Source organism: Variovorax sp. GW821-FHT10C12, assembly GCF_059415405.1.
In genome coordinates this window covers 604,686-621,366 of record NZ_JBWKNE010000002.1, presented here as the reverse complement: position 1 = coordinate 621,366, position 16,681 = coordinate 604,686, and the positions used below count along the sequence as shown (strand labels likewise).

17 protein-coding genes are annotated in these 16,681 nt (G+C 68.6%); 10 read left to right on the top strand and 7 right to left on the bottom strand.

The window, feature by feature from the left end:
* Positions 1 to 20: 20 nt before the first annotated feature.
* Positions 21 to 386, top strand: coding sequence for a DUF2845 domain-containing protein (locus AC07OH_RS16165; RefSeq protein ID WP_495301368.1), 366 nt, complete (start codon positions 21 to 23; stop codon positions 384 to 386).
* 215 nt (positions 387 to 601) lie between these two features.
* Positions 602 to 1,417, top strand: a complete 816-nt coding sequence (locus tag AC07OH_RS16160) for a class I SAM-dependent methyltransferase (RefSeq protein ID WP_495301367.1) — start codon at positions 602 to 604, stop codon at positions 1,415 to 1,417.
* 7 nt (positions 1,418 to 1,424) lie between these two features.
* On the opposite strand, the gene AC07OH_RS16155 is transcribed toward AC07OH_RS16160, so the two are convergent.
* Positions 1,425 to 1,775, bottom strand: a complete 351-nt coding sequence (locus tag AC07OH_RS16155) for a DUF2200 domain-containing protein (protein ID WP_495301366.1) — start codon at positions 1,773 to 1,775, stop codon at positions 1,425 to 1,427.
* A gap of 43 nt (positions 1,776 to 1,818) precedes the next feature.
* On the bottom strand, positions 1,819 to 2,532 hold the full coding sequence (locus tag AC07OH_RS16150) for a helix-turn-helix domain-containing protein (RefSeq protein WP_495301365.1): 714 nt from the start codon (positions 2,530 to 2,532) through the stop codon (positions 1,819 to 1,821).
* Positions 2,533 to 2,736: 204 nt separating this feature from the next.
* Between AC07OH_RS16150 and AC07OH_RS16145 the strand changes: the two genes are divergently transcribed.
* From AC07OH_RS16145 to AC07OH_RS16110, 8 genes are read left to right on the top strand one after another with little or no spacing between them, the layout of a single operon-like run.
* Positions 2,737 to 3,897: an NAD(P)/FAD-dependent oxidoreductase gene (locus AC07OH_RS16145; protein WP_495301364.1), complete on the top strand. Its 1,161-nt coding sequence runs from the start codon at positions 2,737 to 2,739 to the stop codon at positions 3,895 to 3,897.
* Positions 3,898 to 3,930: 33 nt separating this feature from the next.
* The gene (locus tag AC07OH_RS16140) at positions 3,931 to 5,382 is read left to right on the top strand and encodes a M81 family metallopeptidase (RefSeq protein ID WP_495301363.1); all 1,452 of its coding nucleotides are present in this window, start codon (positions 3,931 to 3,933) and stop codon (positions 5,380 to 5,382) included.
* 49 nt (positions 5,383 to 5,431) lie between these two features.
* Entirely contained in the window at positions 5,432 to 7,009 is a 1,578-nt protein-coding gene (locus tag AC07OH_RS16135) for an ABC transporter substrate-binding protein (protein ID WP_495301362.1), read from the top strand.
* A gap of 15 nt (positions 7,010 to 7,024) precedes the next feature.
* Entirely contained in the window at positions 7,025 to 7,960 is a 936-nt protein-coding gene (locus AC07OH_RS16130) for an ABC transporter permease (protein WP_056574393.1), read from the top strand.
* 25 nt (positions 7,961 to 7,985) lie between these two features.
* A complete protein-coding gene (locus tag AC07OH_RS16125) occupies positions 7,986 to 8,903 on the top strand; it encodes an ABC transporter permease (RefSeq protein WP_495301361.1) in 918 nt (305 codons plus the stop codon).
* A 13-nt stretch (positions 8,904 to 8,916) separates the two neighbouring features.
* Positions 8,917 to 9,951: an ABC transporter ATP-binding protein gene (locus AC07OH_RS16120; RefSeq protein WP_070095027.1), complete on the top strand. Its 1,035-nt coding sequence runs from the start codon at positions 8,917 to 8,919 to the stop codon at positions 9,949 to 9,951.
* Entirely contained in the window at positions 9,948 to 10,949 is a 1,002-nt protein-coding gene (locus AC07OH_RS16115; protein ID WP_495301360.1) for an ABC transporter ATP-binding protein, read from the top strand. The genes AC07OH_RS16120 and AC07OH_RS16115 overlap by 4 nt, the downstream gene beginning before the upstream one ends.
* A 13-nt stretch (positions 10,950 to 10,962) precedes the next feature.
* Positions 10,963 to 12,426: an N-acyl-D-amino-acid deacylase family protein gene (locus AC07OH_RS16110; protein ID WP_495301359.1), complete on the top strand. Its 1,464-nt coding sequence runs from the start codon at positions 10,963 to 10,965 to the stop codon at positions 12,424 to 12,426.
* Between the two features lie 106 nt (positions 12,427 to 12,532).
* Here the strand turns inward: AC07OH_RS16110 and AC07OH_RS16105 are convergent, their stop codons facing one another.
* The 5 genes from AC07OH_RS16105 to AC07OH_RS16085 form a co-directional block, all read right to left on the bottom strand.
* Positions 12,533 to 12,751 (bottom strand): hypothetical protein, encoded by a 219-nt coding sequence (locus tag AC07OH_RS16105; RefSeq protein ID WP_489062376.1) that lies wholly within the window; start codon positions 12,749 to 12,751, stop codon positions 12,533 to 12,535.
* 131 nt (positions 12,752 to 12,882) lie between these two features.
* Positions 12,883 to 13,788, bottom strand: coding sequence for a ZIP family metal transporter (locus tag AC07OH_RS16100; protein WP_139701903.1), 906 nt, complete (start codon positions 13,786 to 13,788; stop codon positions 12,883 to 12,885).
* A 112-nt stretch (positions 13,789 to 13,900) separates the two neighbouring features.
* Positions 13,901 to 14,800 (bottom strand): dienelactone hydrolase family protein, encoded by a 900-nt coding sequence (locus tag AC07OH_RS16095; protein ID WP_495301358.1) that lies wholly within the window; start codon positions 14,798 to 14,800, stop codon positions 13,901 to 13,903.
* Positions 14,801 to 14,927: 127 nt separating this feature from the next.
* Positions 14,928 to 15,668: an aspartate/glutamate racemase family protein gene (locus AC07OH_RS16090; protein ID WP_495301357.1), complete on the bottom strand. Its 741-nt coding sequence runs from the start codon at positions 15,666 to 15,668 to the stop codon at positions 14,928 to 14,930.
* 29 nt (positions 15,669 to 15,697) lie between these two features.
* Positions 15,698 to 16,588, bottom strand: a complete 891-nt coding sequence (locus AC07OH_RS16085; protein ID WP_062468917.1) for a transporter substrate-binding domain-containing protein — start codon at positions 16,586 to 16,588, stop codon at positions 15,698 to 15,700.
* Positions 16,589 to 16,681 lie beyond the last annotated feature (93 nt).

The following is a 16,681-nucleotide window of genomic DNA, read 5'->3' as shown; positions in this document are numbered from 1 at the left end:
GAGGGTCAACGATGCCGGGCGTGACTCGTCTCGCGCGCCTGGCCACGGGGCTGTCGATCGCAGCCACCGCCCTGCTCGCGACCGGCTCGGCCTCGGCACAGTCCCTCGCCTGCAACGGCTACCTCGTCGGAAAAGGGGCATCTCCTGCGACCTTGCTCCAGACCTGCGGCGAGCCGGTCTACCGGCAGGCAGTCTGCGTGCCGATGGTGCAGCTCGGCTGGGTCCTCACGCCGTTCCGGCCGGGCAGCCCCGAGGCCGTGCTGGCCAATCAATGCGTACCGATGGAGGAATGGACCTACGACCGGGGGCCGGGCACCTTCTTCGGCATCGTGCGCATCTACAACGGCACCATCGAATCGGTGCGCGACGGCGACCGCGGCCGTTGAAGCGCCGGGAAACGCCCGGCAACATCTCCAGTACCCACTACAGGGGAGAACGCCCGCGCAACGGCGTTGACGCCGATGCCTGGCAGGGCCACCATGGCCCATCGTCCCCGTCACGCATGCCCAAACAGGCAACGGACGCGTTGGAGCAAGGGAGCAGGCCCGCTCTGCAATGAATGGTCAAGCCATGCACTGCCCAGAGCTATCAAGGAGTTCCCATGGCTGCCGAAAGCGACAAGGTGTTCGCGGGCTCGATCCCGAAGTTCTACGACACGCTGATGGTCCCCTTGATCTTCGAGGGCTACGCCACCGACGTGGCGGCGCTCATCGCGGCGTTCTCGCCCGGCGCGGTGCTCGAGACGGCGGCCGGCAGCGGCGCCGTCACGCGGGCGCTGGCACCCCAGCTGCGCGCCGACGCACGCTACGTGGTGACCGACCTCAACCCGGCCATGCTCGACTACGCCGTCACGCGGCAGGCGGCCGACAGCCGCCTCGAATGGCGGCAGGCCGATGCGCTCGCCCTGCCGTTCGACGACGCCTCGTTCGATGTGGTGTGCTGCCAGTTCGGCGCGATGTTCTTTCCCGACCGCGTCGCCGGCTACAGCGAGGCACGCCGCGTGCTCAAGCCCGGCGGGCGCTTCGTGTTCAGCGTCTGGGACCGCATCGAGGACAACGCCTTCGCCGACGACGTCACCCGCGCCGTCGCCACCGTGTTCCCGGACGACCCGCCGCGCTTTCTCGCGCGCACGCCGCACGGCTACCACGACGTCGCACAGATCCGCCAAGACCTTGGCCGCGCGGGGTTCACCGACATCGAGATCAAGACGCTCGAGAAGCTGAGCCGCTCGCCTTCTGCCAGCGAGGTGGCCATGGCCTACTGCCAGGGCACGCCGCTGCGCAACGAGATCGAGGCGCGCGATGCGAGCCTGCTTCAGCTCGCGACCGACCGCGCGGCCGAGGCGATTGCCAGCCGGCATGGCACCGGGCCGGTGGCTGGGAAGATCCAGGCGCACGTCATCGTGGCGACCGGCTAAACACGCACTACGCCCGCAGGATCTTCTCGATCGCCTTGCCCTTGGCCAGCTCGTCGACCAGCTTGTCCAGGTAGCGGATCTTCTGCATCAGCGGGTCTTCGACTTCCTCGACGCGCACGCCGCACACCACGCCCTTGATCAACGCACGGTTCGGATGCAGTGCCGGGGCCTGCGCGAAGAAGGTCCTGAAATCGTTCTGCTGTTCGACCTGCTGCTGAAGCCCCGCCGCGTCGTAGCCGGTGAGCCAGCAGATGACCTGATCGACTTCGTCTTTCGTGCGTTGCTTGCGTTCCGCTTTCTGGACGTACATCGGGTACACCTTCGCGAACGGCATCGCGAAAATCTTGTGCTCGGGCATCGTCATGTCTCCTTCAAGTCGGGCCGCAGGCTGACGCGGACGCTCAGCCCTTGCGGCCACCTGCGGTCTTCTTCGCCACCACGGTCTTGCGCGCCGGCTTCATCGCAGGCGCCTCGCGCGCCGACTTCATGTGCCCGCTCTCCCCCGAGGTCATGCCCACGATCTTCGCGAGCTGGCGGCTCACGCTCACGTAGGCGTGGCCGAGGCGGCTGTCGAAGTACAGCGAGTCGCCGCGCGCCAGGCGCACCACTTCGCCATTGTCGAAGTACACGTCGATCTCGCCCGACAGCACATAGGCGAACTCTTCGCCCGTGTGGCGCACGAAGTCTTCGGGGCCGTTGATGCGGCGCGCGTGCACGGTGCCGACGATGGGGCTCATCTGCTTGCCGGCGGCGGTGGTGCCCAGGAACTCGTAGGCGATGGCCAGCCCCTTGTAGACCACGCCCTTGCCCGCGCGCGTGACGACCGGGCCGTCGAGCTGCTCGGGCTTGACGCCGGCGCCCGCGAACATGGCGTTCATGTCCATCTCGAGCGCGCGGCCCAGCGCGGTGAAGTTCTCGTAGCCGAGCGCGAGCTGGCCGCGCTCGGCGCGCGAGATGGTGGTGATCGACACGCCGGAGCGCTCGGCCAGTTGCGCCAGCGTCCAGCCGAAACGCTTGCGCGCGGTGCGCAGGCGATGGCCGAAAGTGGTGCGGTCCAGCGTGGGCGGCTCTTCCTTCAGCTTCGCCCCGCCCCGGTTCCCTGTGTGTGGAGTCACGCTTGGCTTTCTCTAGGTATGCCGGGTGATTCTGCCAGCCCCGCGCCCGGCCGGCCACGCACGGCGCGACAGCCCCGGCATGCGTTTTGCGTATGCGCAAATTGCGTGTACGCAAATTTCACCTCGGTGGTGCACCCATGGTTTCCCCTTGGTTGGCGCAAATCAATTTGCGTATCCGCAAATTTCTACCTACACTTTTCGGCGATGACAACAAGCACAACCACTCCCGTCGCGGCCGACTACCTCGTGATCGGCGGCGGCATCGCCGGGGCCTCGGTGGCCCACTGGCTCGCCCCGCATGCCCGCGTGATCCTGCTCGAACGCGAAGCCCAGCCGGGCTACCACTCCACCGGCCGTTCGGCCGCGCTCTTCATGGAGAGCTACGGCACGCCGCAGGTGCGTGCCCTCACCATGGCCAGCCGCGCCTTTCTCGAACACCCGCCCGAAGGCTTCGCCGAGCACCCGCTGCTCACGCCGCGCGGCGCGATGATGGTCGCGGGCACCGAGCACCTGCACGAACTCGAGGCGCACTGGGAGCTGCTGCGCGCCATGGACGTCGGCGCCCAGCGCCTCGACGGCGAGCAGGCGCGCGAGATGGTGCCGGCGCTGCGCCCCGAACAGGTGGCCGGCGCGGTGTACGAACCCGACGCCTCCGACATGGACGTGCACGCCATCCACCAGGGCTACCTGCGCGGCATGCGCCAGGCCGGCGGCAAGCTGGTGTGCGACGCCGAGGTCACGGCGATGGAGCGCGTGGGCGACCGCTGGCGCGTGACGGCGGGCGGCGCGGTGTACGAAGCGCCCGTGGTGCTCAACGCCGCCGGCGCCTGGGTCGACACGATCGCGCAGCTGGCGGGCGTGCGCCCGCTGGGCATCGAGCCGCGCCGCCGCTCGGCCTTCATCTTCGCGCCGCCCGAGGGCCAGAGCGTCGCGCACTGGCCGATGGTGTTCGCCGCCGACGAGGGCTGGTACATCAAGCCCGACGCGGGCATGTTGCTGGGCTCGCCGGCCAATGCCGACCCGGTCGAGCCGCAGGACGTGCAGCCCGAAGAGATGGACATCGCCATCGCCATGCACCGCATCGAGGAAGCGACCACGCTCGCCATCCGCCGCCCCACGCGCACCTGGGCCGGCCTGCGCTCCTTCGTGGCCGACGGCGACCTGGTGGGCGGCTTCGCGCCCGACGCGCCCGGCTTCTTCTGGGTCGCGGCGCAAGGCGGCTACGGCATCCAGACCTCGGCCGCCATGGGCGAGGCCTGCGCCGCGCTGGCACGCGGCCTGCCGCTGCCCGAGCGCATCGCGGGCTTCGGGCTCACGGCCGAGATGCTCGGCCCGCAGCGACTGCGCACCGCCGCTGCCGCCTGACAAGAACAACCCACAACCCCAAGAGACCATCCCATGCGTGTCTTCAGTGCTTCCCTCGCCACCGAAACCAACACCTTCGGCCCGATGCCGACCGGCATCGCCTCCTTCAAGGACCGCGGCTACTTTCCCGCCGGCCAGCACCCCGATGCGCTGACGATCTACTCGGGCCCGCTGTGGGCCGCGCGCATCCGCGGCAAGGAAAAGGGCTGGACGCTGCTCGAAGGCATGGTGGCGGGCGCGCAGCCCAGCGGCATCACCACGCGCCATGCCTACGAAACCCTGCGCGACGAGATGCTGAACGACCTGCGCGCGGCGCTGCCGGTGGACATGGTGCTGCTCGGCCTGCACGGCGCGATGGTGGCCGACGGCTATGACGACTGCGAAGGCGACATGCTGGCGCGCGTGCGCCAGATCGTGGGCCCTGATGTGGTGATCGGCGCCGAGCTCGACCCGCACAACCACCTCACGTCCGCCATGGTGGACAACGCCAACGTGATGGTCTCCTTCAAGGAGTACCCGCACACCGACGTGCTCGAACGCGGGCTGGAGCTGGTCGACATCTGCGCCGCGGCCGTGGAAGGCAAAGTCAAGCCGGTGGCCGCGATGGTCGACTGCGACATCATCGTCACCGTCCACACCTCGCGCGAGCCGGCGCGCAGCTTCGTGCAACGCATGCAGGCGCTCGAAGGCAAGGACGGCGTGCTCTCGGTCTCGCTCACGCACGGCTTCTCGTGGGGCGACGTGCCCGAGATGGGCACCAAGGTGCTGGTCTACACCGACGGCGACCAGGCCAAGGCGAATGCGCTGGCACGCCAGCTGGCCGACGAGGTCATCGCCATGCGCGACGGCCTCACCGTCAACTACCCCAGCATCGACGACTCGCTCGACGAGGCGCTGGCCTTCGACGGCGGCCCCGTGGTGCTGGCCGACGGCGCCGACAACCCCGGCGGCGGCGCGGCGAGCGACTCCACCTTCATCTTGCGCCGCATGCTCGAGCGCGGCATCACGAACGCAGCCCTGGGCCCGATGTGGGACCCGATCGCCGTGCGCATCGCCTTCGACGCCGGCGTGGGGGCGAAACTTCAGATGCGCATCGGCGGCAAGATCAGCCCGCTGTCGGGCGACCCGCTGGACCTCGAATGCACCGTGAAGGCGCTGCAGGAAGACCTGGTGATGACGGGCCTGTCGAACACGCCCACGGCCATGGGCGACTGCGCGCTGGTCGAGGTGAACGGCATCGACATCGTGCTGATCACGCGGCGCAACCAGGCCATGGGCACCGACCTGTTCACGCAGCTGGGCTGCGACCTGGCGGCCAAGAAGATCGTCGTGGTCAAGTCGTCGCAGCACTTCTACGCGTCGTACTCGCAGGTGGCCAAGCACGTGATCTACGCCGGCGCACCGGGCGCCGTGACGCTCGACCTCACCACCCTGCCGTACCGCAAGGCTCGCCTGCCGAAGTGGCCCATCGGCGTCGCCGCCTGAACTCCCTCTTCTTCTTTTTTGTTTCGCCCCACCGACCGGAGAACCGACGATGACCCGACGAACGCTTGCCGCCCTCGCTGCCCTGGCCCTTTCGGCCGCCAGCCTTCCCGCGCTCGCCCAGACGCCGCCCAAGACACTCAAGGTGGTGGCGCATGCCGACCTGAAGATCCTCGACCCGACCTTCACCACGGCCTACATCTCGCGCAACTTCGGCCACATGGTGTACGACACGCTGTTCGCGCAGGATGCGACCGGCAAGCCGCAGCCGCAGATGGTCGAGAAGTACACGACCTCCAAGGACGGCAAGCAGTGGAGCTTCACGCTGCGCCCCGGCCTGAAGTTCTCCGACGGGGCCGCCGTGACCTCGGCCGACGCCGTGGCCTCGCTGCAGCGCTGGGCGGCACGCGACAGCCTGGGCCGCGCCATGACGGCCGTCGGCGCCGAGTGGAAGGCCACCGACGCGCGCACGCTCACGCTCACGCTCAACGAGCCCTTCGGCATGGTGCTCGACGCGCTGGCCAAGCCCTCGGGCTTTCCGCCGGTGATCCTGCCCGAGCGCATCGCCAAGCTGCCGGCCACCGCGCCCCTCACCGAAGTCGTCGGCTCGGGGCCCTTCATCTTCAAGCGTGACGAATGGGTGCCGGGCAACAAGACGGTGTTCGTGCGCAACCCGAACTACGTGGCGCGCAGCGAACCGCCGAGCGGCCTGGCCGGCAGCAAGAAGACCAGCCTCGACCGCGTCGAATGGCTCTACCTGCCCGACGCCAACAGTGCGATCTCGGCGCTCAAGCGCGGCGAGGTCGACTACATCGAGCAGCTGGCGCCCGACTACATCGCGCCGCTGCGCACCGACAGCAACATCAAGATCGGCTCCGGCGGCGCCTACCAGGGCTTCCTGGTGATGAACCAGCTGCACCCGCCCTTCGACAACCCGAAGGTGCGCCAGGCGCTTCTGCAGGCCGTGAACCAGGAACGCTTCGTCGCGGCCATGGGCTTCCCGCTGGACATGCGCATGGCCTACTGCGCCACCTGGTTCATCTGCGGCAGCCCCAACGACACCTCGGCCGGCGCGGAGCCTTTCCGCAAGGCCGACGTCGCCAAGGCGAAGAAGATGCTCGCAGACGCCGGCTACAAGGGCGAGAAGGTGGTGCTGATGGTGCCCAGCGACGTGCCCTACCTCAACGCCGAGGCGCTGATGGCCGCGCAGACCATGAAGAGCATCGGCCTGAACGTCGATGCGCAGACCATGGACTGGGCCTCCATCGGTGCGCGCCGCGCCAAGCGCGATGCGGCCGACGCCGGCGGCTGGAACATGTACGTCACGGTGGCCGGCGAGTTCGACGTGAACTCGCCCATCAGCAACGCCTACCTGGGCGCGGCCTGCGGCAACACGCTGCCCGGCTGGCCCTGCGACAAGAAACTCGACGAGCTGCGCACCGCCTGGCTGAAGGAAACCGTGCCGGCCAAGCGCAAGGAACTGCTCGACGCCTTCCAGTCGCGCGCCTACGAGGCCGTGCCGTACATCAACGCCGGCCAGTACTCGGCCGCATTCGCGGCGCGCGCCAGCATCAAGGGGCTGGACAAGATGTGGGCCGGCATGCCCACCGTCTGGGTGCTCGACAAGTAAGCCACGCGCACCGCCATGGGCTACATCGTTCGACGCTTTCTTTCCACGCTGCCGGTGATGGCGGTGGTGGCCGTGGTGGTGTTCCTGCTGATCCACCTGTCGCCCGGCGATCCGGCCGCGCTCATCGCGGGCGACCTCGCCACCACCGAGGACATCGACAAGCTGCGCGCCGCGCTCGGCCTGAACCTGCCGCTGTGGCAGCAGTTCGGGCTGTGGATCGGCAAGATCTTCACCGGCGACCTGGGCACCTCGATCTTCACGCAGGTGCCGGTGACGCAGCTGCTCGGCCAGCGGCTGGAGCCCACGGTGTCGATCGCGGCGCTGACCATGCTCATCACGCTGGTGACGGCCGTGCCGCTGGGCACGCTCGCGGCCTACTGCGCGGGCACCTGGATCGACCGCCTCGTGATGCTGTTCGCGGTGCTGGCCTTCTCGGTGCCTGTGTTCCTCGTCGGCTACCTGCTGGTCTACACCTTCGCGGTGCAGCTGCCATGGTTTCCGGTGCAGGGCTACGTGAACTTCTCCGAAGGCCCCGGCGCCTGGCTGCGCGCGCTGGTGCTGCCCTGCGTGAACCTGGCGCTGGTGTACATCGCGCTGGTGACGCGCATGACGCGCGCCACCGTGCTCGAGGTGCTGCACGAGGACTACATCCGCACCGCGCGCGCCAAGGGCCTGGGCGTGCTGCCGGTGCTGGGCCATGCGCTGCGCAACGCGGCCATTCCCATCGCCACCACCATCGGCGCGGGCATCGCGCTGCTGATCGGCGGCGTGGTGGTCACCGAGACGGTGTTCGCCATTCCGGGTGTGGGCCGGCTGGTGATCGATTCGGTGCAGCGCCACGACTACCCGGTGATCCAGAGCGTGCTGCTGCTGTCGGCGGGCGTGTACGTGCTGATCAACCTCCTGATCGATTTGAGCTACCGCCTGTTCGATCCGCGCATCCAGTACTAGAACAAAGAACGAGCCCCACGACGCCATGTCCACTGCCCTGCCCTTGCGCGAGGCCGATGCGCCGGTGCCCGCCGATGCCGCCGCTGCTTCCGCCGAAGACGCCCCTTTCGTACCGCCGCGCTGGCGCTGGGTGCGCAAGCACCCGACGCTGATCGTCGGCGCGCTGCTGCTCATCGCGGTGGCCGCGCTGTCCATCGCCGCGCCCTGGATCGCCACGCACGACCCGCAAGACATCGACCCGCTCGCACGCATGCAGACGGCCTCGGCCGAGCACTGGTTCGGCACCGACGCGCTGGGCCGCGACGTGTTCAGCCGCGCCGTGTGGGGCGGTCGCGTGTCGATGATCGTCGGCGCCTCGGTGGCCGTGCTCGCCACCTTCTTCGGCATCGCGCTGGGCCTGGTGTCGGGCTTCGTGCGCTGGGCCGACGGCCCGATCATGCGGATGATGGACGGGCTCATGGCCATCCCCGGCATCCTGCTGGCCATCGCGCTCATGGCCGTGACGCGCGCCAGCCTCACCACCGTGATCATCGCCATCACCGTGCCCGAGATTCCGCGCGTGGTGCGGCTGGTGCGCTCGCTGGCGCTCACGCTGCGCGAGCAGCTGTTCGTGGAGGCCGCGCACGCGGTGGGCACGCGGCTGCCGGTGATCCTCGTGCGGCACGTGCTGCCGAACATCGTGGCGCCGCTGGTGGTGCAGGCCACCTTCGTGGCCGCCGCCGCCGTGCTCACCGAGGCCGCGCTGTCCTTCCTCGGCGTGGGCGTGCCTTCGCAGACGCCGAGCTGGGGGAACATGATGGCCGAGGGCCGCAACTTCGTGACCGTGGCGTTCCACATCATCCTGTACCCGGGCCTGCTGCTGGCGGCCACGGTGCTCGCCATCAACCTGCTCGGCGACGGCCTGCGCGATGCGCTCGACCCGCGCCTGGCGCGGCAGCTGTGAAGAGGAACGCGCCATGACCATTCCCATGTCCCAGGCCACCCTCGCTCCCGGCGAGCCCTTGCTCGAGGTCGACAACCTGCGCACCTACTTCAGCACGCTCGCGGGCACCGTGCGCTCGGTCGACGGCGTGTCGTACACCGTGCGCGCGGGCCGCACGCTCGGCGTGGTCGGCGAATCGGGCTGCGGCAAGAGCGTGACGGCGCTCTCGATCCTGCGGCTGGTGCCCACGCCGCCCGGTCGCCACATGGGCGCGGTGCGCCTGCGCGGCACCGACCTGATGCAGCTGAGCGAACGCGAGATGCGGCAGATCCGCGGCAACCGCATCTCGATGATCTTCCAGGAGCCGATGACCTCTCTGAACCCGGTGCTCACCGTGGGCCGGCAGATCGCCGAGACGGTGCAGCTGCACCAGAAAGCCAGCCGCGCCGAGGCGCTGCAGCGCGCGGTCGAGATGCTGCGGCTGGTGCAGATTCCCGAGCCCGAGCGGCGCGTGAACGAGTACCCGCACCAGCTCTCGGGCGGCATGCGCCAGCGCGTGATGATCGCGCTGGCCCTGGCCTGCAACCCCGAGGTGCTGATCGCCGACGAGCCCACCACCGCGCTCGACGTGACCATCCAGGCGCAGATCCTCGACCTCATCAAGCGCCTGCAGAAGGAGCTGGGCATGGGCGTGGTGATGATCACGCACGACCTGGGCGTGGTGGCCGAGAGCTGCGACCGCGTCGTCGTCATGTACGCCGGCAAGAAGGTGGAAGAGGCCGACGTGGTCGACCTGTTCGACCGCCCGCTGCACCCCTACACCCGCGCGCTGATGGCCTCGATGCCCGCCATGAGCACCTCGAGCGCGCGGCTGCATGAGATTCCGGGCATGGTGCCCGCCGCGCACGAACTCGGGCGCGGCTGCGCCTTTGCCGCGCGCTGTGCGCAGGCACGCGAGCGCTGCCGCCGCGAGACACCGCCGCTCTCGACGCAGGGCGACGGGCACGTGGTCGCCTGCTTCGCGGTGCAAGAGCAATGGACCGACGAGGCTGCCGAGGTGAGCGCATGACGACGACAACGACAACATCCGCCCAGGCACCGCTCCTGCAGGTGCGCGAACTGCGCAAGCACTACACCTCGCCACGGCGCTGGCTGCGACCGACCAAGCCCGCGATCCAGGCGGTCGACGGCGTGTCGTTCAACGTCGGGCACGGCGAAACGCTGTCGCTGGTCGGCGAGTCGGGCTGCGGCAAGACCACCACGGCCAAGTCGGTGATGCGGCTGGTCGAGCCCACCTCGGGCTCGGTGCGGCTGAACGGCGAAGAGCTGCTGACCCTGCCCGCGAACGCGATGCGCCAGCGCCGACGCGACCTGCAGATCATCTTCCAGGACCCCTACGCCTCGCTGAACCCGCGCCTCACGGCCGGCGACATCGTGGCCGAGCCGCTGCGCAACTTCGGCGACGTGTCGGTGGTCGAGCGCCGCGAGCGCGTGCAGTGGCTGTTCTCGCGCGTGGGCCTGCGGCCCGAGGCGGCGAAGAAGTTTCCGCACGAGTTCTCGGGCGGCCAGCGCCAGCGCTTGGGCATTGCGCGCGCGCTGGCACTGAACCCCAAGCTCATCGTCTGCGACGAGCCCGTGTCGGCGCTCGACGTGTCGGTGCAGGCGCAGGTGGTCAACCTGCTGATGGACCTGCAGGCCGAGTTCGGCATCGCCTACCTGTTCGTGGCGCACGACCTGGCCGTGGTGCGCCACATCAGCCACCGCGTGGCCGTGATGTACCTCGGCCACATCGTGGAGATCGCCGACCGCGACACGCTGTTCTCGGCGCCGCGCCATCCGTACACCGAGATCCTGCTGTCGGCCGTGCCCGTGCCCAACCCGCGCACGCCCGCACGCCGCCTGCTGCTGCAGGGCGATCCGCCGAGCCCGGCCAACCCGCCCTCGGGCTGCCGCTTTCACACGCGCTGCCCGATGGCGCAGGCCGTGTGCAAGGAGAAGACGCCCGAACTGACGGAGCGCCCTTCGTCTTCCCAGGGCGGCCATTGGGTCGCCTGCCACTTCCGTTGAAAGCATTGCCCTCATGACCGACAAGACACCCCACTACGACCTCTTGATCCACGGCGGCACCGTGATCGACGGCACCAAGGCCCCGCGCTTCGACGCCGACGTGGGCATCGTCAATGGCCGCATCGCCGCCATCGGCAAGCTCGCGGGCCACACGGCCGACCAGACGCTCGACGCCACCGGCCGCATCGTCGCACCGGGCTTCATCGACTCGCACACGCACGACGACCAGGCCGTGCTGTCGCACGCGCAGATGCCCTTCAAGGTGTCGCAGGGCGTGACCACCGTGGTGGCGGGCAACTGCGGCATCAGCGCCGCGCCGCTGCGCGCCGACATGGACCTGCCCATGCCGCTGAGCCTGCTCGAGACGCCGCCGGAAGACCGCTTCACGACGTTTGCGGCCTACCTCGACGCGCTGCGCGCCACGCCCTCGTCGGTCAACGTGGCGGCGATGGTCGGCCACTCGACCCTGCGCGCCGTGACCATGTCCGACCTCGACCGCCCCGCCACCGACAAGGAGATCGCCGCCATGCAGGCGCTGGTCGAAGAAGCCATGCAGGCCGGCGCCATCGGCCTGTCGACCGGCACCTTCTACCCGCCGGCCGTGAAGGCGACCACCGAGGAGATCATCGAGGTCGGCCGCCCGCTCACGGCTCGCAAGGCGCTGTACGTGACGCACATGCGCGACGAGAGCGACCACGTGATGGAGTCACTCGAAGAAACCTTCCACATCGGCCGCGCGCTCGACATCCCGGTGGTGGTGTCGCACCACAAGGTGCAGAACACGCAGAACTTCGGCAAGACCAAGGTCACGCTGCCCTTCATCCAGGAAGCGATGAAGCACCAGTGCATCGGGCTCGACTGCTACCCGTACACCGCGGGCTCCACCATGATCCGCACCGACCGCGGAATGATGGACGGGCGCGTGCTCATCGCCTCCAGCGTGCCGCACCCCGAATGCGCGGGCCGCGACCTGAAGGACATCGCGGCCGAATGGGGCGTGTCGGGCGAAGAGGCCGCACTGCGCCTGTCGCCCGGCAGCGCCATCTATTTCATGATGGACGAGGACGACGTGCAGCGCGTGCTCGCCTTCGACGAAACCATGATCGGCTCCGACGGCATTCCGCTGGGCGACAAGCCGCACCCGCGCCTGTGGGGCACCTTCCCGCGCGTGCTGGGGCACTACAGCCGCGACGTGGGCCTGTTCCCGCTGGAGACGGCGGTCTGGAAGATGACCGGGCTCACGGCACGCAACTTCGGCCTGCACGAACGCGGCGCGCTCAATGTCGGGCACCACGCCGACGTGGTGGTCTTCAATGCCGCCACCGTGCGCGACACCGCGAACTACGAAACACCGACCGAGCCCGCCGAAGGCATCGACGCGGTGATCGTGAACGGCGCCGTCACCTGGCGCCATGGCGTGCACAGCGGGGCGCGCAACGGGCAGGTGATCACTCGGCGCGACGCGCAAGCGAACTGACCCCTTCCAGAGCTACCGTGGAACCGGCTTTGCCGGGCCACCGGTATCGCCCCCGGCAAGGGGGTTGGCGAAGCGACACGAAGTGTCGCGCAGCCTGGAGGAGCAGCTAATCCGGCGCGTTCATCACGCGGTCGAACTCTTCGTCGGCCGGCACGTTGTCGGCATCGAGCTCGCTGGCATCGGTGAGGTCGATGCCCGTTTCGTCCGACAGGTCGTCGGACGCATCGGCTTCGAGTTCATCGAAGTCGTCGGCAGGCGTGCTGTCGTCATCGTCGTCTTCGGACGACGAGGCGGTGCGCGCGGTGGCATCGGCGTGGGGCGTCATGATCGAATTCCTCGGCAGATGAGTAAACGGCCCTCTATGGTGCGCCTGTTTTGCCCCTTGCGGTGGATCGACGGGCTGACGTCGGTGTCGGAAAGTTTCCCGTCTCCCGAGGCCGACGACACTCGTTGTCGTCAGTCCTTGTGGACGTGGCCGTGCTCGCCGTGCCCTTCATCATGGCCGTGTTCGTGGCCATGCTCGCCGTGCGCCAACCGGCTCACGAGCGTGACCAGCAGGATGCCCGCGGCGAGCCACGCGATCTGCGCCGCGGTCTGGCGCGCGGGCAGGCGTTTCTGCAGCTGCGGAATCAGGTCGGCCAGTGCCACGTAGACGAAGCTGCTGCCCGCCAGCACCAGGAAGTACGGCAGCCAGCCATGCAGCTGGTCGACCAGCCACCAGCCCGCGATGCCGCCGAGCATGGTCATCGTGCCCGCGAGCGACACCTTCACCAGCGCCGCGCGCGAATTGGCCGAGCTCTGGCGCAGCACGACGAGGTCGCCGATGTGGTGCGGCACTTCGTGCGCGAGCACGGCCAGCGCGGCCACGAGGCCCAGGCGGATGTCGGCGACGAAGGCCGAGGCGATCAGGATGCCGTCGCCGAAGCAATGCACGCTGTCGCCGGTGAGCACGGCCCAGCCGCCGCCGCCCGTGGGGGGTGCGTGGTGGTGATGAGCGTGCGAATGGTCGTGATGATCATGGCCGTGGTGGTCGTGCGCGCCCTCTTTCGCCGGTGCGGCATCGCCATGGTGGTGCTCATGCCCGTGGTGCCACAGCTCGGCCTTGTCGAGCAGGAAGAAGAACACCAGCCCGAACAGCAGCACCGCAAACAGCAGCGCGGGCTCGATGCGGCTTTCGAAGGCCTCGGGCAGCAGGTGCATGAAGGCCGTGGCCAGCAACGCGCCGGCCGCCAGGCTCAGCAGGTGCTGCGGGTTCACGCCGCCGCCGCCGCTGCGCACGCCCACGCGCAGCAACAGGGCCGCGAGCCAGACGCTTCCGATGCCGGCGACCAGGGTCGCCACGAGAATTACTATCAAATTCATAGCTGCTTGCGCAAATGGGACGGCCGTTATGACCTTGTTCCGTTCATAAAAAGAGAAAGGCCGTCACTTCGGACGGCCTTCGGCGGAGGGTGGCTACGGGCGCCGTCTTCGGTCAGGCGACACCATTGGCTTTGAACCAGGCCGTGGCACGCTGCCAGCCGTCGTCCGCGGCGCTCTTGAGGTAGCTGGGGCGGTAGTCGGCGTGGAACGCGTGGCCTGCTTCGGGGTACACGACGAAGCTCGATGCCTTGGCCGCTGCAGTTCCAGTGGCCAGAGCAGCTTTCATCTTATCAACCGTGTCAAGGGGGATGCCCTGGTCTTTTCCGCCGTACAGGCCGAGCACCGGCGCCTGCAGGCTGGCGGCGATGTCGACGGGGTGTTTCGGCTGCAATTCGCTGGCCTGCCCGACCAGCCGGCCGTACCAGGCCACGCCGGCCTTGACCTTGCCCGTGGCCGCATACAGCCACACGATGCGCCCGCCCCAGCAGAAGCCGGTGATGCCGGCCTTGCCGGTGTCGCCGCCATTGGCCTTGGCCCAGGCCAGCGCGCCGTCGAGGTCGGCCATGACCTGCGCGTCGGGCACCTTGGTGACGACCTCGGCCTGCAGCTTGGGAATGTCGGTGTAGCCGCGCGGATCGCCCTGGCGCGCGTACAGCTCGGGCGCAATGGCCAGGTAGCCCAGCTCGGCGAAGCGGCGGCAGGTGTCGGCGATGTACTCGTGCACGCCGAAGATTTCCTGGATCACCAGCACCACCGGCAGCCCGGTCTTGCCGGCCGGCGCCGCGGCATAGGCGGGCACCTCGAAGCCGTTCACGGTGTACTTGATGGGGCCGGCCTTCAGGCCTTCGGCCGGGGTCGAGATGGCCGTCTGCGCGGCCACCGGCAGCACGGCGGCGGCGTAGCCGACACCGAGGGCGGCCTTGAGCGCGGTGCGGCGCGTGGCCCCCTGCTCGGTGCTGTCGCCGGGGCGCAGCGAATCGAATTCGGAACGGTTGTCGTCGAAGGAGGTCATGCACGGGCTCCGGTTGAATCGTCTGACAAGGGGGTGTGGCGTAGAAAAACGCACGCCGCAATGTAGGCGAAATCGGGCCGGGCCGTGTGACCGGACCGTAAAGCAGCCGGGCCGCTTCGGGCTGCGGCTACGTGCCGTAGGCCCGCCGTGCCAGCGCCTCGGCCAGCACCTGCGCCGGATCGACGAGGCGCAGCCCCGCCACCGCGGCCGAGCCCTGCAGGCCCAGCGGAACCTCGGTGCAGCCCATGATGATCGTGACCGGGCCGTGCCGCTCGGCCAGCCGCAGCGCGACCTCGGAGAAGCAGCGTTCGGCCAGCGGCAGGTTGCCAGCCTTCACGCCGTCGAAGATCCCGCGCATGATGGTCTGGCGCTCGTCGGCCGACGGCACGTGGCAGCCCAGGCCGGCCTCGGCCAGCGCCTCTTCATACAGCCGCACGCGGTAGGTGCCTTCGGTGGCCATCAGCGCCACCTCGGTCGCGCCTTGTGCGGCCAGTTGCCGTGCAGTTTCGCGCGCCATGTGCAGCAGCTCGACCTGCGGAAAGCGTTCCTGCAGGTTGGCGTGCCACGCATGCGCCGTGTTGCAGGCGATGGCCACGGCACGGCTGCCCAGCGCGGCCAGCCGGCCCAGCGCCTGCAGCATCGGTTCGAGCGGCTGGTGCGCGCCCTGCGCGTCGGAGGCCAGCGCGCCGGTGCGGTCGGGCACCGGCACCTGCGCCAGCCAGTGCTCGGGAAAGGACTGGTCGCGCACCGGCTCGCCGCGCGCACGCATCTGCTGCGCGCAGGCCTGCACGAAGAGCCGGACGAAGTCGGCGCCCGCCGCGGGGCCCATGCCCCCGAGGATGCCGACGACCTGTGTGGCTGCGACCATGTCTTTTCTCTTTCGCTCTCTCTGTGCGATCAGGTCGCTGGTTTGTCGCTGAAGGCTTTCAGGTTTTCCTTCAGCTGGTCGCTCATCGGCAGATTCAGCGGCACGTTCTTCGGCGGGATCGGCTGCATGAACCACTTGGTGTAGAGCTTCTCGAACTCGCCGCTCTTCATCATCGCGGTGAAGGTGTCGTCCACCAGCTTCTTGAAGGCCGGGTCGTCCTTGGGCAGCATGCAGGCGTAGGGCTCGACCTGCAGCGACTCGCCCACCACTTCGTAGTCGGCCGGGTTCTTCGAGTTGGCGATGAGGCCGAACAGCAGGATGTCGTCCATGGCGAAGGCCACGGCGCGGTCGCTCTCGACCAGCAGGAACGCGTCGGCGTGGTCCTTGCCGAGCACGATGTTCATGTCGAGGTTCTTCTCGGTGTTGTACTTGCGCATGACCAGCGCGTTGGTGGTGCCGGTGGTGCTGGCCACGGTCTTCTTCGCGAGGTCGGCGTAGTCCTTGATCTTGGAGGACTTCTTCGTCAGCAGGCGCGTGCCCGTGTAGAAGTGGTTCACCGCAAAAGCCACGTCCTTGCCACGCGCGGTGTTGTTGGTGGTGGAGCCGCACTCCAGGTCGATGGTGCCGTTGGTGATCAGCGGGATGCGGTTCTGCGAGGTGACCGCCATCAGCGAGACCTGCAGGTTGGGCTTGTTCAACTTCTTCTTCACCGCCTCGACCACGGCGTTGGAGAGTTCCACCGAGAACCCGATCGGCTTGTTCGGGCCGTCCAGGTAGCTGAAGGGCACCGACGACTCGCGGTAGGCGAGCGAGATCTTGCCGGACTCGGCGATCTTGGCGAGCGTGTCGGCAGCCTGCGCGGCCGGTGCAGTGAAGAGGACCGCGGCAGCCAGGGACGCCATCAAAACGGAGAGTTTCATTCGAGCCTTCATCGGTTGGATTGAACAGACAACCAGTGTAAGAAGGAGTGACACATCGGGACAATTCCAATTAACCCCGGGGTCATGCCCAAA

Bases quoted from the DNA above. Each gene is read 5' to 3' on its own strand.
- AC07OH_RS16160 (WP_495301367.1), top strand. From the start codon at position 602: ATGGCTGCCGAAAGCGACAAGGTGTTCGCGGGCTCGATCCCGAAGTTC.
- AC07OH_RS16155 (WP_495301366.1), bottom strand. From the start codon at position 1,775: ATGCCCGAGCACAAGATTTTCGCGATGCCGTTCGCGAAGGTGTACCCG.
- AC07OH_RS16145 (WP_495301364.1), top strand. From the start codon at position 2,737: ATGACAACAAGCACAACCACTCCCGTCGCGGCCGACTACCTCGTGATC.
- AC07OH_RS16140 (WP_495301363.1), top strand. From the start codon at position 3,931: ATGCGTGTCTTCAGTGCTTCCCTCGCCACCGAAACCAACACCTTCGGC.
- AC07OH_RS16135 (WP_495301362.1), top strand. From the start codon at position 5,432: ATGACCCGACGAACGCTTGCCGCCCTCGCTGCCCTGGCCCTTTCGGCC.
- AC07OH_RS16130 (WP_056574393.1), top strand. From the start codon at position 7,025: ATGGGCTACATCGTTCGACGCTTTCTTTCCACGCTGCCGGTGATGGCG.
- AC07OH_RS16125 (WP_495301361.1), top strand. From the start codon at position 7,986: ATGTCCACTGCCCTGCCCTTGCGCGAGGCCGATGCGCCGGTGCCCGCC.
- AC07OH_RS16120 (WP_070095027.1), top strand. From the start codon at position 8,917: ATGACCATTCCCATGTCCCAGGCCACCCTCGCTCCCGGCGAGCCCTTG.
- AC07OH_RS16115 (WP_495301360.1), top strand. From the start codon at position 9,948: ATGACGACGACAACGACAACATCCGCCCAGGCACCGCTCCTGCAGGTG.
- AC07OH_RS16110 (WP_495301359.1), top strand. From the start codon at position 10,963: ATGACCGACAAGACACCCCACTACGACCTCTTGATCCACGGCGGCACC.
- AC07OH_RS16105 (WP_489062376.1), bottom strand. From the start codon at position 12,751: ATGACGCCCCACGCCGATGCCACCGCGCGCACCGCCTCGTCGTCCGAA.
- AC07OH_RS16100 (WP_139701903.1), bottom strand. From the start codon at position 13,788: ATGAATTTGATAGTAATTCTCGTGGCGACCCTGGTCGCCGGCATCGGA.
- AC07OH_RS16095 (WP_495301358.1), bottom strand. From the start codon at position 14,800: ATGACCTCCTTCGACGACAACCGTTCCGAATTCGATTCGCTGCGCCCC.
- AC07OH_RS16090 (WP_495301357.1), bottom strand. From the start codon at position 15,668: ATGGTCGCAGCCACACAGGTCGTCGGCATCCTCGGGGGCATGGGCCCC.
- AC07OH_RS16085 (WP_062468917.1), bottom strand. From the start codon at position 16,588: ATGAAACTCTCCGTTTTGATGGCGTCCCTGGCTGCCGCGGTCCTCTTC.